Below are 15557 nucleotides of genomic sequence, written 5' to 3'. Positions count from 1 at the left end.
TAAGAAGGAGCAACTAATATGAAGACCTTTCTAAAAGAGGATCGTGGAAGTTTTACACTTGAATCTACCTTGGTTTTTCCTGCTCTTCTAATGTTTACCTTAGTCGGCGTATTCTTTTGTATTGTTATCTTCCAAATGGGTACAGCAAGCTATATGGCACACAAAGTATCTGATGAACTTGCTTATACATGGAACAGTACAAAAAAAGATATTAAAACAGGTGATATAGCTGTACAAGAATACACCGGTTTACCGGACGGTGATGGATTATATTGGCGAATTACCGATAATGATATTTTGGGCTTTTTTAATTTAAGCGGTTTTACTCAAGATGATATTGTTGGTGACAAAAAAAGAAAAGCAGACATATACAATGGTGCAATAACACTCAGTGTAGATTACAATAATACGCTGATTTACAGTGAGGTAGAAGTGAGCGCTGAATCGAGCTTATTTATCCCTTCTTTTCTAAAAAATATGATTGGCAGCAAGGTACAAGCAACATCCAGCCATGTAGTTACCGAGACAACGGAATTAGTCAGAACAGCTAATTTTGCCAAGTATTTATGGAGTGAGTTTGGCAAAGATGGGGCAGTAGGTGATGCAGTGAACTCCATTAAGAAGTTCTTTGGTGGTGAATAATTTGAAAAAGAAAATAAAACGGTTGTTTTTAAAGGATAAAGGATCCGTTTCGATTTATGCCATTATAATTATCTTGCCCATCTTTGTGCTAAACGCACTACTAATCGATACACTGCGTATCCTCAGTGCTGAGCGTCAAATAGATAGTGCAATGGAGACTGCATTACGTTCGACTATGTCGCATTTTAGTTCTGACTTGGCAGATGTTGGCTTGTTTGCATACGGTGGTGAGGATGCAGGAACTGACTTTACTACATATATGAATAATCAGTTTTATTCTTCCTCTGAGCTAAGTGGTACACAGAATTTATCCAGACCAATGATTACAAGTGCAACAGCCAGCTTTGATACGTCAAGAAACCTGGTTGATTATAGTGTTTTTAGGCATCAGGTTGTAGAGAGCATGAAGTATCAGGCACCGGTACAAATGGGTACAGATTTATTTGATTTACTGACAAATAATGATATTTCGGTAGAAGATGTAGAAAAAGCAGAAGAACTAGTAGAAAACTATGAAGAGATTCTGGATTTAATGAAAAAACGAAATGCAGAAATTGATAAGGCAATTGAACAGTTAACCCCTTATAATAAACTGATTAAAGAGGATATAGGTGCTGAAGTTATTGGTAAAAAAGTAACTTCAGATGAGGAAACCATCCCTGAAGGTATTGAAACATTTCAACAGCTTGTTTTCTATCTTGATAGATATCAAGAATTAAAGGAAAAAAAAGAAAATGAAGAAGAATTGACCTCTGATGAGGAAAAGGAAATTACAAGCTATGAAGATGGAGTAAAAGAAAAACCATATAAAAGTGTTATCGATATGGAAATATACCATACGGACATACCGAAGCATCTGGTTGGTTCCAATCGAGATGTGAATAATCCGGCAAGTGGTTCAGCCAAAGATTATAATGACCAGATTAATGAATTAATGGGAGGTAGTGAATCCTTAGAAGAATTAGAGGAATTTACATTAAACGATGAATTTTTTACTGATATTCTGGATAATGAGGATCAAATCTATGAAAATATCCGGTTTGACAAGTCTTTGGAAGGCAGTCCGGAACAAGGAAACTTGGGGAATTTCAGTGTAGGCCAATTATTTTTAGCTTTTTATGTAGCGATAGAAGATGGTGACAAAGCGCTTGCTGATGCGATCGTTCAGTCGATAGAAAATAAATTAGGTAATCTGAAAAAAGGGCAAGTGAAAAAAATAGAAGATCAAATGCAAAAATATGATAAAGTAAAAAAAGCATTAGAGAATGTGGATATTCAGGCAGAAGAAGAAAAAGCTGATGAAAGCTTTGGCAGTTTATGGGCGGAATTGAACAAGTACAATGATATTAAAAATCAAATATCAGGTGATAATCAATTGTATGCCGAACTGGATAGTATTATTGCAGAGTATGATGGAGTGACAGGTCAAGGTGGAGATGATGGAGAATCCAGCCGCCTGCAATTTATCAAAGATGCATTCGAGCGGTTTAAAGAATTTGTTGAATTTATGCAAGGTTTTCCGACATCAGTTCGTAACGAGTTGTATATTAATGAATATATTATGGCGAACTATGGATCTAAAGCACCTTATGAGTTAGCCAGTGCGGAATCTTATGCATTTTCTACCAAAAAAGCACAATATATCACCTATGGCTATAATGTAGCTGGAATGAATTATTTTATGTTTATGAAGGACATTGCGTTGATTTTATTTGTGGGAAATTTGATTGGTCAAGGTTTACAGGGAGGATTTGCCGGACCATTAGGTTTCTTTAAAGCACTGTCAGGAGCGCTTATAACCACTTTGCAGGACGTGAACACTCTTACTACTGGTAAATATACTTTACAATGGAACCCATTTAAAACGTTTGGCGGAAAAGGTGTTCCAATCAATATGCCGATGTTCCTGCGTATTATAATGGCAATGAAGTCAACAAATGAAACATATAATAACGAAAAAGCGAGAAGGCTGCAGGCAGTGATAACGAAAGAAACTGGTGTTCATTTAAATAACAGCCCATCTTATATTGAAGGGAATGTACAAGGCAGAGTAAAGCTATGGTTTATACCTCAATTAGCGGAAGTTTTGCCAGGTAATGTAGAGGGCAGTTATTATATTTTTGATAGACGAAAAGTATATTCGTATTAACTAGGAGGAATTTCAAATGAAGAAAATATTTATTTTATTATTTGCCATCTTGTTATTAGCGGCTTGTAGTGATGAGGGAGAAGCAACGGAAAATACTGGGGAAGAAAATACAGATAACACAACAGAAAATGAAACTGACGCAGATACTTCTGAAGAAGCGGAGCAGAAAAAAGTCTATCAAATCGGGGAAACAGCAGTAATTACAAGTGATTTATATGAATTTGATTATGAAGTAACGGTAAACGATTTTCAGTTAACGAAAGAGGTTGATGGCAGTACGATTGATGATTATCTTTCGGGAGCTCGTGAGGAAGATGTATTTGCTGTTGTGGATATTACAATTAAAAATATTAGTGATGAGAGCTATGTTCCTAACCAAATGTTTTCTGCCAATTTTTCAGGTATTGATGAAGATGGTGGGCACACATCCTATGATGAATTCTTCCCTGAAGGAGATGAAGAGTTAGCTCCAGGTGATGAAGTGGAAGGACATCTGGTTTATACAACAACAACAGATTATGCTGATGCATTTTTATTGAAATATGAATTTACATCAGATACAGAAACACATTTTGAATTACCAAACCCAGAAAAATAAATGATAAATCAGGTGAGGAGAAATTACTTCTCCTCACAAATAATCTCCATTATATTCAAGTTTGCATAATCATTTTGTTTCAAAAATAGGATTTGCTTGGATTCAAGAAAACATTCATGATATTAGGTGCTTGCTTTTTATTACTTGCCGAATGGGAGAGAGTGAGACAAAATCAGAGGGTCACAGCGAACCACAAATGTTTATAGAAGATTTAGATTAGGCAAAGGTTAAGGAAGCAATTATAGAAGAAGCACTGAGCATGAATTTCGCAAAAGGAACGTATCAAGCAAATTATATCGTTAATATAGAGGTCTGTGAAGCATTACATATAGACTAGAAAAGCAATAGTTTTACAAGGGATTTATTACATTTTTTGAAACAAGTGATGGAAATCACAAGGAGCACTTTTTAATCAATGATTAATATGAAATAGAAAAAATAGTTAATTATGAGAGGATTCCCGATCAATGTGTGAACATTAACTAAGGCAAGCCCCAAAAGATGAAGTGGAGGGAGTTATGTTGAGATTTCTAAAAAAGGATAATGGAAGCATTACAGTGGAAGCAGCATTAATCATCCCTCTTTTGCTAACTTTTATACTATTTCTGACTTCATTAGTGAAAATATCGATCGCTGAGATGGCCTTACAAGAAGCTGTAAATGAGACAGCACAGTCGGTAGCACATTATTCTTATCTAGCGATGCTGGCACAAAATCAGATTCAGAGTCAGACAGATGGATTTGTTGATTCATTGACAGATAATGCTGCTGGTAAGCTTGGAAATGATGAAGTAGCTGAATATATTTTAAACAAATTAGGTGAAGTGGGAAAAGATGTAATTCCTACATCTGGAGAAGCACTTAACCATTTCTCTGATAGTGTATATCAAGATATTGTAAAAGGAATGTACCAAGAAAATGTGCCCTCTTCAAGCTTTTTCAGCCCTGAGAATATTCGTGTAACCAATTCTTCCTTCCCGCATGGTACAAGCGGGGATGCTGCAGATGTCAAGATTGAAGCCGAGAATACGATGCAAATGGTACTCCCCTTCTTTGAGAAAGAGATTAAAATTAAAAAAGTGGCAGTGGAGCGTGGCTGGGTTGGAAATTAGGAAGGAAGGTGATCTGAACATTGCAGGGAAATTTTATTCTATTAATTATCTTTCTGTCTGTTGTAGCTTATTTCGATATCAGTAAACAGCGGATTCCCAATTGGCTTAACGTAACAGGGGTTCTGGCGGGCATTTTATATCACTTGTTTGTACATCAAATCGATGGTTTATTGCAGTCTGTGTTTGGAGTATTAGCTGGCGGCGGAATTATGCTTGTATTATATATATTTAAAGCAATTGGCGCGGGAGATGTAAAATTGTTTGCAGCGATTGGTGCGATTACCGGAGTGTTATTTACCTTATATGCGACGATGTATTCCATTGTTTTTGCCGGTATTATTGGGGTTATTATTTTATTGTTTACCAAAACGATCTTTATTAACATGTTGTTGGCTTTTATACATATCAAAGAGAGTATCCAGAAGCGGTCACTAACGCCACTAGACACTTTTAAAAAAAATGTGTCTAATCGTTTTCCATTTATATATGCAGTTGTACCTGGCGTAATTACTGCATTTTATTATATGTATATCTCTTAAAGAATAGAAACAGCATCAAACAAAGGAGGAATAGCTCGTGTCTAATCCATTGGAGCTATACCATATAGACCAAATAACATCAAATGGCGGTTATATGAAACTTAAGCAAACAAGCGAAAAAGGTTTCACCGCGGATGATTTTCAAGAATTGCAATTAAAAATGATTCAATCTAATGATATCCCAAGATTATTACCAATAAGCTTGGAAGAAATGAATGAAGAAATCACTGTATTTTATAAGACGGAGGGATTGCGCAAATTACGTCCTTTTGCTAAGGAACGTCCTCTCTCGATGCAAAACTATTATGCGTTGTTTATTAATATTATTCAAGCGTTACAAGATTCAAATAATAATATGCTAAGTGAAGATCATTTTGTTCTCGATGAGGAGTATATCTATATTGGCGACGGATATCATCAGGTTTATTTAATGTATGTCCCATTAAAAGAGGGAGTGGCTAATTCAGCTCTTTACGAGAGCCTGAAGAAATTATTACTAAATATGGCGAGTGAAGTTAAAGGGTTGAATGGTGTGCAATTTAAAACGATTCTAAACTATATCAAAGACCCGGGTTTTAGCTTGCATGGTATTAAGCAGTTGTTGAGCCAATTGCAAAAACAGAGCCGCCAGGGGGAAGACGAGGAATCAGACTATCAAAAAGAAGCTTCCCAGCCTAAAGAAATCATAAAGATAAAAAAGGTACGCAAAATGCCGCCTCTTGCCAGTAAGGTAAAGACATACTCTATTTTGATTGGTCTGTTATTATTAGCAGGAGTATGGCGATTATATATGGATGCAGGCAATACTCCTATGCTGATTGTTTCCATTATATTATCCCTAATCATTATTTCTGGAGTGTATGTGTATTGGTTTGTTTGGAGGCCGGGTGTCAAACCGATTATTACGGAAAAAGAGGTCAAGGTAAAAAGTAAGCCAGCCAAACAGATGATTTCCTATAAAAATAATAAAGAAACAAATATAGAAGAGCAACAAACAGTAGAAGAAATATCAGCTACGGAAATCTTTACTAATCAGCAGGTGCAGAGCCAGGATACTGCGGAGGTTGAGCCAATAACTTCCACAGATGATGACATTCAGGAAGAAACAAATGACCAAACGATGTTATTAGATGAAACCGAAATGATACCAGAGAAAAGCAGGAAGAAGATTAGAAATTATTTAGTGATTGATCGTGATGGAACAGAGGAAGAAATTCAACTGGAGAAGGATAACTTTATCATCGGACGGGCAGAAAAGGGAACCGACCTTATCGAAAAGGCTGTAGGTATTTCCCGATTACATGTGGAGCTGGTCAAATTATCGGATACTTATGGTATTAAAGATTTAGGAGCAAAAAACGGAACTTATATTAATAATGAAAAAATTATTCCTTATAAAATTTATGAGCTATCAAGTGAGGATACCATCCAAATTGGAAAAACAGTCTACACTTATAAGGTGTCTGAATGAATAACGCAAAGCTTAGCAACGTCATACAGATGGAGAAATTCAGTTTAACACCTTCCCTGGAGAAATCGAATCAAGATGCATTTGGTTACTCCAGTAATAGGCTGTCGTCTGAACAGGAAGTGCATCTGGCAGTTATTGCAGATGGGATGGGGGGGCACTCTTTAGGCGATGTTGCCAGCCGTTTTGCTGTTGATTATGTGTTGAAATGGTGGCGTAGCACCATTTGGATGAATGAAGAACCAGCATCTTTTCTATCGACTTGCAAAGAGCAATTAATTACCCTTTTCCATGAGATTAATGACCGTTTGATTGAGATTAGTAGATTAGAACAGACAGAAATAGGTACTACCTTAAGTGTTCTCTTATTTATCGAGAATCAATACTTTATTTGCCACATTGGCGATAGCCGGATATATCGTTATCGGGAGAATATTATCGAGCTGGAAGAGTCCAATGGTGACACGATTGATTTGAATAAAGAAAAGGTGTTTCTCCAGTTAACGGTTGATCATTCATTTGCTTCCATGCAAGTGGAGGAAGGCTTGATGACGGTGGAAGAAGCTGAATCTCATAACAAGGCCCACTATTTAACACAATGTATGGGAGTGAAAGGTGAAGTGGAACCATATACAGCCTCTGGTACTTTTACCGTTTCAGATTCATTTTTGTTGTGTACGGATGGATTTCATACTTTATTTACAAATAATGAGTTAAATAAGGAGTGGACAGCACAGATAGAGAAAAAGCAGTCGCTGCAGGCGATTATTTCTCACTTTTATGCATTAACAAAAGCAAAGAAACGTACGGATGATGCGTCGGTCTTAGCGGTTAATTTTAACCAAAGAACTGAGGAATAGCTATGTGGAAGAAGCATGAGATAGTTCAGCATAAATATGAAATTATCGACTATGTAGCAGAAGGCGGGACATCTTTATTATATGAGGTGAAATTGAATCATGGTGAACATGCTTTGCTGAAGGTGGTAAAGAGTCCAGATACTTTGTTGAACAACCAAGTAAATAATGAAGCAGCCATTCTTGCTTCATTAAATCATGACCGAATCCCGAAACTATATGATAAATTGACGGTAAATCAATATTATAATGCTATTGTAATAGAGAAATTAACGGCGAATGACCTTTCTAGCATGATAGAGAAAGGAAAGGAATTTACTTGGGAGGAAATATTGGATATTGCAAAACAGTTGGCTGATACCATCCGGGCCTTTCATCAGAATAAACCGGCAATCGTGATTAGAGATATTAAACCATCTAATATAATGCTCACGGAGGATCAGAGGGTATATTTGGTTGATTTTGGTATATCCGCCACTGTTGAACAGGCAGGGCAGGTGAATGCGTTAGGCACAATTGGTTACGCTGCTCCAGAGCAGTTTGAGAATGGTGTAGTGGATCTGCGCTCGGATTTATTTTCATTAGGTGCAGTCTTATTTTATCTAGCGAGTAATGGTAAGAATATTTATACGAGTGACCATGAGAAGATTCTTTATAATCGTCTTCCCAAGACTTTTGCCAATGTAATAAGGAAACTGACAGCTACCAATCCAGATAAACGCTTTACTAATATTGAAAAAGTGATTTCCGCTTTTGCCAAAGTAAACAGACCCTACCGGGAGAGAATGAAAGAGTTTATCTATTCCCAAAACAAATAATATGTCATGGAGGTGAGCAGGATTGAATGAGGAGAAATACGGATCAATTAAAGAAGTAGCTGATCAAGTCATTTATGAAATTCCAAAATCCAAAACCAATTTAATGGACGCAGAACAATTGGAAGAGCTGAATAGAAGAGACGATCTTTTCTTCGATTTTAAGCGGTATTCATTAGAAGGTGATGTTGTCCGTATTTATTATCAAAAGCCTCAAGGATATAGGTCGTTATCCAGTTTTAAGGCTAAGAGTAATGATTTGAAAGTTAATGCAGCGTTAAATATATTAGCTGTAGAAAAATTAGTTGGTACGCAATATACGACACTTATTCATCCAGATAATATCTATGTCAATGAACAAGGGGACATAAAATTTGCACAACGTGGTATTCGCTTTGTATTATCAGCTGACGAGTTTACGAGACGACAAGTAATACATGAAGTAAAGCCGATAATAATCGGACTTTTTAGCGCAGTGAACTATGCAGACATAAACAAGATTAACATTGATGAATTGGCACAAGAACAGCCGCTTATCAGAGAAATACAGGAAGCTGTTACGATAAAAGAGTTAAGAAATGTGATTAGTCAGTTTGCAACAGTGACTAATACTATCAAAACTGATGGCCTACTAAAGAAAAGTTTCCAAAAATATAATAAGTCGAAAATAGTTGTGCCAGCTGGATTAGTGCTTGGGATGGTTTTAGGAATGCTTCTGCTTTATATGATTAAAGTTGTACCGATGACAGAAGCCTCTACCGCAGAAGCGGATCAACAAAAAGAGCTCACGGAAGTAAAAGAAGCATTAGAAGCGGAAATTGCGGAAAATGATAAATTAATCGAAAGTTATCATTTAGCAGTAACAGGTCGGGTAGAAGAAGCCATTGCCAGCTTTGAAGGTATAGAGAAGTTAGATGAAGAGGCGCAGCATACCTTAATAGAGCAATATATCAAATTAGGAACTGTCGACAGCTTAATCAAGGCTAGTAAATTGGACCCTGCCTATAATGTTAAGGTGGTTAATGAGTTGAGATCAATAGAAGGAGAGGAAGCACAACAAGCTATTCTCGATATTGAATCCGAGGCCCCGGAGGTCACGATTGAACAGGCATGGATTAACGAAGATTTTGAGCGTGTTATAGATATTTATGGTGATCTTTCTGATAATGATCGAGCTAAATATCTCGCTGGAAGCAGTTATCTGGAGCTTGATAATCACAAAGAAGCTCTGAAGCTTGGAGAAGAGCTTAATAATAAGGATATGCAAATTAACAGTTTGGAGCTGAAAAAAGAAGAAATTGAATCTAAAGATATGAAGAAGAAGAAAAAAGAGGATGAAATTAAGAAAATAAATAAACAGATTAAAGAAATTAAGGAAAGTTAATGGACTGTATCATTAGATGCAGTTTTTTTATGAAGAAAAGATTCTGTGAATCCATCCATATCAATTTATATAGTTTATTGTTCTATCAACTTTAAACATTATAACGTTATTTTGACTGCGCGAAAAATTAATGTTAATCTATTTCATATAGGATTAAAAAAAGTATGAGCGTGATGGAACTTTTATACTGTTATATTTAAAGCTATTACTTTAATGACTAGAGCTGACCAAAAAGGATGATGGGAATGGCAAACAATGTAGTTTTGCAGAATATAAAAATGCTGGGGAGTACTTCTGCGGATATTGTGATAAAGAATAGGAGAATTGTGGACATTGCTTCACCAGGAACAGCAATTGGTGAGAGAATAATTGATTATCAAAATAAAGTGTATGCTTCCAGCGGCTGGATTGATATGCATGTACATGCCTTTCCAGAGTTCGATCCATATGGAGATGATATCGATGAGATTGGTTTTAAAACAGGGGTAACGACAATTGTAGATGCGGGAAGCACGGGGGCTGATCGGATTCATGACCTGGTTGAAAATTCCCGGAATTCTAAGACAAATGTATTCGCTTTCCTGAATATCTCACGAATCGGATTAAAGAGAGTGGATGAATTATCGGACTTGTCTTTGTTGAATAAAGAGGAAGTAAAGCGTGCTGTCAGGGAGAATAGAGACTTTATCGTTGGTTTAAAAGCGAGAATCAGCAATAGTGTAGTAGGAGCGAACGATATAGAGCCTTTAAAAATGGCACGTGCGTTTTCCAGAGAGACGGGATTACCGTTAATGGTTCATATTGGATCCGGGCCTCCAGATATTAATGATGTATTGGATTTATTGGAGAAAAATGATGTGATTACACACTTTTTGAACGGAAAGGCGAATAATTTATTTGATAATCAGGGAAAACCGCTTCCTAAGTTTTTAAAAGCAATGGAGCGCGGTATCCATTTAGATGTTGGTCATGGTAATGCAAGCTTTTCTTTTAAGACAGCTGAGCAAGCCAAGAAGTATGGCATCCATTTTAATACCATCAGCACAGATATTTACCGGAAAAACCGGCTGCATGGACCGGTGTACAATATGGCAAATGTTTTAAATAAATTTTTATGTTTAGGTTATTCCCTGAAGGAAGTTATTTCTGCTGTAACAGCTGACGCTGCTGCGTGGTTAAATAAACCAGAACTTGGACGAATTGCGAAAGGAGATATTGCAAATCTTACCCTATTTTCTGTGGAAGATGAGACAATAGATTTAATTGACTCAGACGGCGAGAAGCGGAAGGCTGATCAGAGAATTGAAGTAAAAGGAGTGGTTGTTAATGGCGAATACAATGAATGCTAAGTATGGGTTGAAGCGGGTTATTAATGCAAGTGGAAGAATGAGTATTTTAGGGGTTTCCGCTCCAACAAATACCGTTATGGAAGCGATGAAATACGGCGGACAGAATTATGTGGAAATCTCAGATCTGGTAGATAAAGCAGGAGAACATATTGCCGGATTGCTTCAATCAGAAGCTGCTGTAGTCGTCAATTCTGCTTCGAGTGGTATCGCACTTTCTGTTGCAGCGGTTGTAACAGGAGGAAACCGGAGAAAAAGTGAAAAACTGCATCAGGAAGGCATCTCCAAAAATGAGATTGTGATGCTGAAAGGCCATAATGTGCAATATGGCGCTCCAGTAGAAACAATGGTTGCTCTTGGCGGAGGAAAGCTTGTGGAAACAGGCTATGCCAATGAAGGAAGAAAAGAGCATATAGCAGATGCTATTAATGAAAATACCGCAGCAATTTTATTTGTAAAATCCCATCACGCTGTCCAAAAAAATATGATTTCTGTGGAAGAGGCCTGGGAAGTCGCGCAGGCAAAAAATGTTCCGTTAATTGTTGATGCAGCGGCGGAAGAGGATTTGAAAAAATATGTAAGGGTTTCCGATTTAGTCATCTATAGTGGAGCGAAGGCCATTGAAGGGCCAACATCTGGAATAGTAGCTGGAAAGAAAGATTATGTGGAGTGGGTAAAAACACAGCTGCACTATATTGGAAGAAGCATGAAGGTAGGAAAGGAAAATACATTTGGCCTGCTGCAGGCATTGGATGAGTATTTTGTGAAAACAGATCATAGTGAAGCTGAAAAGAGAAGCTTAGAAGTGTTGGAATCACTAAATGTATTCCAAGGAGTAACTGTAACCGTTGTGCAGGATGAAGCAGGGCGTGCTATTTTCAGAGCCCGGATTCAAATTGATTCTGAAGCAGCAGGGATAACTGCCAAAGAGGTAAATGACAAACTCCGCAATGGTGAAATAGCAATTTATACACGTGATTACGGAATCCGCCAGGGTTTCTTTGATATTGATCCTCGCCCATTACAGGGTGACGACATTCATATTATTGAATCAGAATTAAAATCCATTTTAGGAGGAAATAGATAATGAATATGGATCAGCGTTTTTATAAAAATAGAATCGCGTTAAATGTGTTAGCCAATAGTATTGAAAATGCAAAGGAAGTTTTTGATGCAGCGGAGGGTCATGTACTGGTAGGTGTACTTTCCAAGGACTACCCGACGGTTGATACAGCTGTCACAGCTATGAAGAAATATGGAGAGGCAATTGAAGAAGCTGTTTCCATAGGGTTAGGTGCAGGTGATAACAGACAGGCAGCAGTTGTTGCAGAAATCGCAAAGTATTATCCTGGATCTCATATTAATCAGGTTTTTCCTGCTGTGGGAGCAACACGGGCTAATCTGAGAGAAAAAGATAGCTGGATTAACGCACTTGTATCGCCTGCCGGTAAAGTGGGATATGTTAATATTTCTACTGGTCCAATTAGCGCAGAAGCGGGTGAGATGGCTATTGTTCCCGTTAAGGCTGCCATTGCACTTGTTCGTGATATGGGAGGAAACGCATTGAAATATTTTCCGATGAAAGGGTTACAAACAGAAAAAGAATTTCGTGCAGTTGCCAAAGCCTGTGGGGAGGAAGGCTTTGCATTAGAACCAACAGGCGGTATTGATTTGGACAATTTCGCGACTATCTTAGAAATAGCATTAGAAGCAAAAGTGCCAAAAGTGATTCCTCATGTGTATTCTTCGATTATTAACAAGCAGACTGGAAAAACCAATGAGGAAGATGTTAAAAAGCTTCTCACTATCAGTAAAGATCTGGTTGATAAATATGCCTAAGAATATTGTTGCGTTTGGAGAAGTAATGATGCGATTGCAGGTGCCTGGATATGAATTACTCACTCAGGCAAGCAATTTACAGTATTCCTTTTCGGGCACAGGGGTAAATGTTGCTTCGGCCATGACAAAACTTGGGCACAACGGTTATCTGATTACAAAATTGCCGGACAATCCGCTGGGGGATGCAGCAATGTCCTTCCTGCAGCGCTTGGGAATAGAACGCAATTTTATTGTAAGGGACGGTAAATATATCGGGATGTATTTTTTAGAAAATGGTTTTGGGCAGCGTGCGAGCCGAGTCACATATACAAATCGCTTAGAAAGTACATTTAATACGGCCGATATTTCCGATTATGATCTGGCATCGATTGCAGCAACAACGGATGTTATTCATTTTTGCGGAATCAGCCTTGCAATGACAGATAAAGTTCGTGCAAATATGAAAGCCATTGCTGAAAAGGTAAAGGAGAACGGTGGAATAGTCTGCTTTGATTGTAATTACCGCCCTTCTTTATGGGATGGAGACTACGAGAAAGCAAAGCCGCATTATGAGGATATGTTTTCATTGGCTGATATCGTAATGATGAATGAAAAAGATGCCATGTATATATTGGGGATGGAAACAGAGAAGCTGGAAAGAAAAGAACAGCTTCAGGAGTTAATCCCTCAGGTTGCTGAGAAGTACAACATTCAAACGATTGCGGGTACACATCGAAATATTAATGAGGGTAACGCGCATTCTTTAGAAGGCTATATGTATAAAAAAGATAGCTTTGTATTTTCCAAAAGGATTACCTTTTCTGTATATGATCGTATTGGTGCGGGTGATGCGTATACAAGCGGAATTCTGCATGGTGAATTATCAGGTTATGAACCTGATAAAACTGTTGAATTTGCAGCTGCAGCAGGTATGCTGGCGTGTACGGTTTCAGGAGATACGCCAATGTCAACGGAGGCGGAGATTTTAGCTGCTGTTTCAGGAGCTAAGGAGGATGTAAAGCGTTAATTGTAGAGGCCAGATGTTAAAATAAGCCCTGCTATGTCTCTGGATTAAATAGATATTGAATAATCTTATATCAAACAACGGAAAATGTCAGAAGGTTTCCTGTATCAAGTGAGTTACGATGCAGAAAGCCTTCTTTTTTTATAGATTTATTTAGTAAACATTAAACAGAAAAAGAAGCTTCCCGCTCCTTCTCTGTGATAGAGTAGAAGAAACAGTTTTCTGAACAAAAATAATTCTGGCCAGGTGATCATAATGTACAAAGGTATTTCCCCTCTTTTTGAAGAAATCCAGATAATGAGAGATAAATATTTTAATACAGCTATTTTCAAATCAGCGATTCATACAAGATCAGTACCTGATAAATGGAGTGTTGCAGAGTCAATCTACCACTGTTATTTATTATTGAAGCTTACCCGAATTACGTCAGCCTGTTATTTGCCTATAGCTTGTTTTTATATGCAGCTTCGCCGGCCCGAAATAAAACGGTATATAGATAATATGGAGAATATATATCGTGGAAAGACAATGAAGGCTCCCTTTATTTTAAAACCGAAGATGAAGCGGGAATATACGCTTGAGGAGCTAAGGGATTTACTGGAGGAGGAGACAGAAAAGATGAAATTCTGTGTAGAGCCTCTTACGAAAGAACAATGCTACTGGATAAGGTATCCGGACCCTGTACCTAAATATCCGAATGTTGTACAGGTGGTGAAACTTTTAAGGATTCATGAGGAGCACCATTATACGGTAGTGACAGAAAGGGAGCGTCAGTATAGAGAGAAGAATAAGGAGGAGTCTTTTTAATGAGTAAAAGTACGATTATTGCAGAAGAATACCGTGGCGGAAGTTTAGAAAATGAGCATAATGGAATAATATGCGTGCTAAATGAACAGAAAGAAGTGATTTATTCAAAGGGAGATGTGGAGCATACACCTGTCTTTTACCGATCTGCCATGAAGCCGATCCAGGCAATACCTGTATTTGACACAGGTATTGAAAGAAAATATAACCTTGCGACTGATGAAATGGCATTGTTTTGCGCCTCTCAGCGAGGAGAAAGCTATCATCAGAAAAGTTTGAAATCTTTAATAGAAAAATTAGATTTAAGTGAAGAATCACTTATATGCAATGAGAGTTATCCTTTAAATGAATCTCCAAAAATTGATTATATTTGTAAAGGGCATGAAAAACGGAAATTGCTGCATAATTGTGCGGGTAAACATCTTGGATTCCTGGCTTATTCAAGAGAACTGGGATATAGCATCGCAGACTATGGAGAGTTTAATCACCCAATTCAAGAACGAATTAGAGAGGAAATAGAGGTTTTAAGTGAATACCCCAAAGAAAAAATGAATGCAGGAAAAGATGGTTGTGGAGTGCCGGTGTACGGCATTCCATTAAGAAACATGGCTCTATCTTATCTTAAGTTTGTGAAGCCGGAAATGATTAATGATAAGAAAAAAGAGAAGGTACTGAAGAGAATTTCTGATACAATGCAGGCTTATCCAGAGATTATTGCCTCTCATGATTTTATATGTACGGTATTGCTGGAGGATGAGAATATTATTGCAAAGGGCGGAGCGCAGGGAGTATATTGTCTTGCTCTGAAAGAAGAAAAAATCAGTATTGCTTTAAAGGTTCAAAGTGGAACCGAATTGCTATGGCCATTAGTTGTTGCTGAAATTTTAAAGAAAATAAATTATAAAAATAAGCAAACAATTGATAATCTATATAAGCTGCGTTCTACAAAGATATTGAGTGATGCTGGGGAGGTAGTAGGAGAAACAAAAATTATCTTATAG

General features: G+C 37.4%; 15 protein-coding genes. All 15 read left to right on the top strand.

All coding sequences use genetic code 11. From position 1 onward, the window contains the following. Positions 1-18: 18 nt before the first annotated feature. The 15 genes from OSO01_RS15165 to OSO01_RS15095 all read left to right on the top strand — a co-directional run bounded on the left by OSO01_RS15165 (position 19) and on the right by OSO01_RS15095 (position 15557). Entirely contained in the window at positions 19-642 is a 624-nt protein-coding gene (locus tag OSO01_RS15165) for a TadE/TadG family type IV pilus assembly protein (protein ID WP_147211318.1), read from the top strand. Position 643: 1 nt separating this feature from the next. Next, positions 644-2791, top strand: a complete 2148-nt coding sequence (locus OSO01_RS15160) for a hypothetical protein (RefSeq protein ID WP_147211317.1) — start codon at positions 644-646, stop codon at positions 2789-2791. Positions 2792-2807: 16 nt separating this feature from the next. Continuing rightward, positions 2808-3389: a DUF4352 domain-containing protein gene (locus OSO01_RS15155; protein WP_147211316.1), complete on the top strand. Its 582-nt coding sequence runs from the start codon at positions 2808-2810 to the stop codon at positions 3387-3389. Between the two features lie 518 nt (positions 3390-3907). Next, positions 3908-4501, top strand: coding sequence for a TadE/TadG family type IV pilus assembly protein (locus tag OSO01_RS15150; RefSeq protein ID WP_147211315.1), 594 nt, complete (start codon positions 3908-3910; stop codon positions 4499-4501). Between the two features lie 20 nt (positions 4502-4521). Beyond that, positions 4522-5040: an A24 family peptidase gene (locus OSO01_RS15145; RefSeq protein WP_147211314.1), complete on the top strand. Its 519-nt coding sequence runs from the start codon at positions 4522-4524 to the stop codon at positions 5038-5040. Between the two features lie 37 nt (positions 5041-5077). After that, entirely contained in the window at positions 5078-6511 is a 1434-nt protein-coding gene (locus tag OSO01_RS15140; protein ID WP_147211313.1) for a DUF6382 domain-containing protein, read from the top strand. Further along, complete coding sequence (locus OSO01_RS15135) at positions 6508-7368, top strand: PP2C family protein-serine/threonine phosphatase (protein WP_147211312.1); 861 nt, start codon at positions 6508-6510, stop codon at positions 7366-7368. The genes OSO01_RS15140 and OSO01_RS15135 overlap by 4 nt, the downstream gene beginning before the upstream one ends. Positions 7369-7370: 2 nt before the next feature. Then, on the top strand, positions 7371-8183 hold the full coding sequence (locus OSO01_RS15130; RefSeq protein WP_147211311.1) for a serine/threonine-protein kinase: 813 nt from the start codon (positions 7371-7373) through the stop codon (positions 8181-8183). A gap of 22 nt (positions 8184-8205) precedes the next feature. Continuing rightward, entirely contained in the window at positions 8206-9564 is a 1359-nt protein-coding gene (locus tag OSO01_RS15125) for a type VII secretion protein EssB/YukC (protein WP_147211310.1), read from the top strand. A 245-nt stretch (positions 9565-9809) separates the two neighbouring features. Next, the gene (locus tag OSO01_RS15120) at positions 9810-10913 is read left to right on the top strand and encodes an amidohydrolase/deacetylase family metallohydrolase (protein ID WP_147211309.1); all 1104 of its coding nucleotides are present in this window, start codon (positions 9810-9812) and stop codon (positions 10911-10913) included. Next, entirely contained in the window at positions 10891-11997 is a 1107-nt protein-coding gene (locus OSO01_RS15115; RefSeq protein ID WP_147211308.1) for a DgaE family pyridoxal phosphate-dependent ammonia lyase, read from the top strand. Before OSO01_RS15120 ends, OSO01_RS15115 begins: the two co-directional genes overlap by 23 nt. Beyond that, positions 11997-12749 (top strand): 2-dehydro-3-deoxy-phosphogluconate aldolase, encoded by a 753-nt coding sequence (gene dagF, locus OSO01_RS15110; protein ID WP_371863305.1) that lies wholly within the window; start codon positions 11997-11999, stop codon positions 12747-12749. The genes OSO01_RS15115 and dagF overlap by 1 nt, the downstream gene beginning before the upstream one ends. After that, positions 12742-13755 carry a sugar kinase gene (locus tag OSO01_RS15105; RefSeq protein WP_147211306.1) on the top strand — a complete coding sequence of 338 codons (1014 nt, stop codon included), beginning with the start codon at positions 12742-12744 and terminating at the stop codon, positions 13753-13755. Before dagF ends, OSO01_RS15105 begins: the two co-directional genes overlap by 8 nt. Positions 13756-14049: 294 nt before the next feature. Then, complete coding sequence (locus OSO01_RS15100; protein ID WP_246145181.1) at positions 14050-14559, top strand: DinB family protein; 510 nt, start codon at positions 14050-14052, stop codon at positions 14557-14559. Further along, entirely contained in the window at positions 14559-15557 is a 999-nt protein-coding gene (locus OSO01_RS15095) for an asparaginase (RefSeq protein WP_147211304.1), read from the top strand. The genes OSO01_RS15100 and OSO01_RS15095 overlap by 1 nt, the downstream gene beginning before the upstream one ends.

This window comes from Oceanobacillus sojae, assembly GCF_007991515.1.
GTDB classification, from domain to species: domain Bacteria; phylum Bacillota; class Bacilli; order Bacillales; family Amphibacillaceae; genus Oceanobacillus; species Oceanobacillus sojae.
The sequence above is the reverse complement of the archived record's forward strand: the minus strand, read 5'-3'. Positions and strand labels throughout refer to the sequence as shown.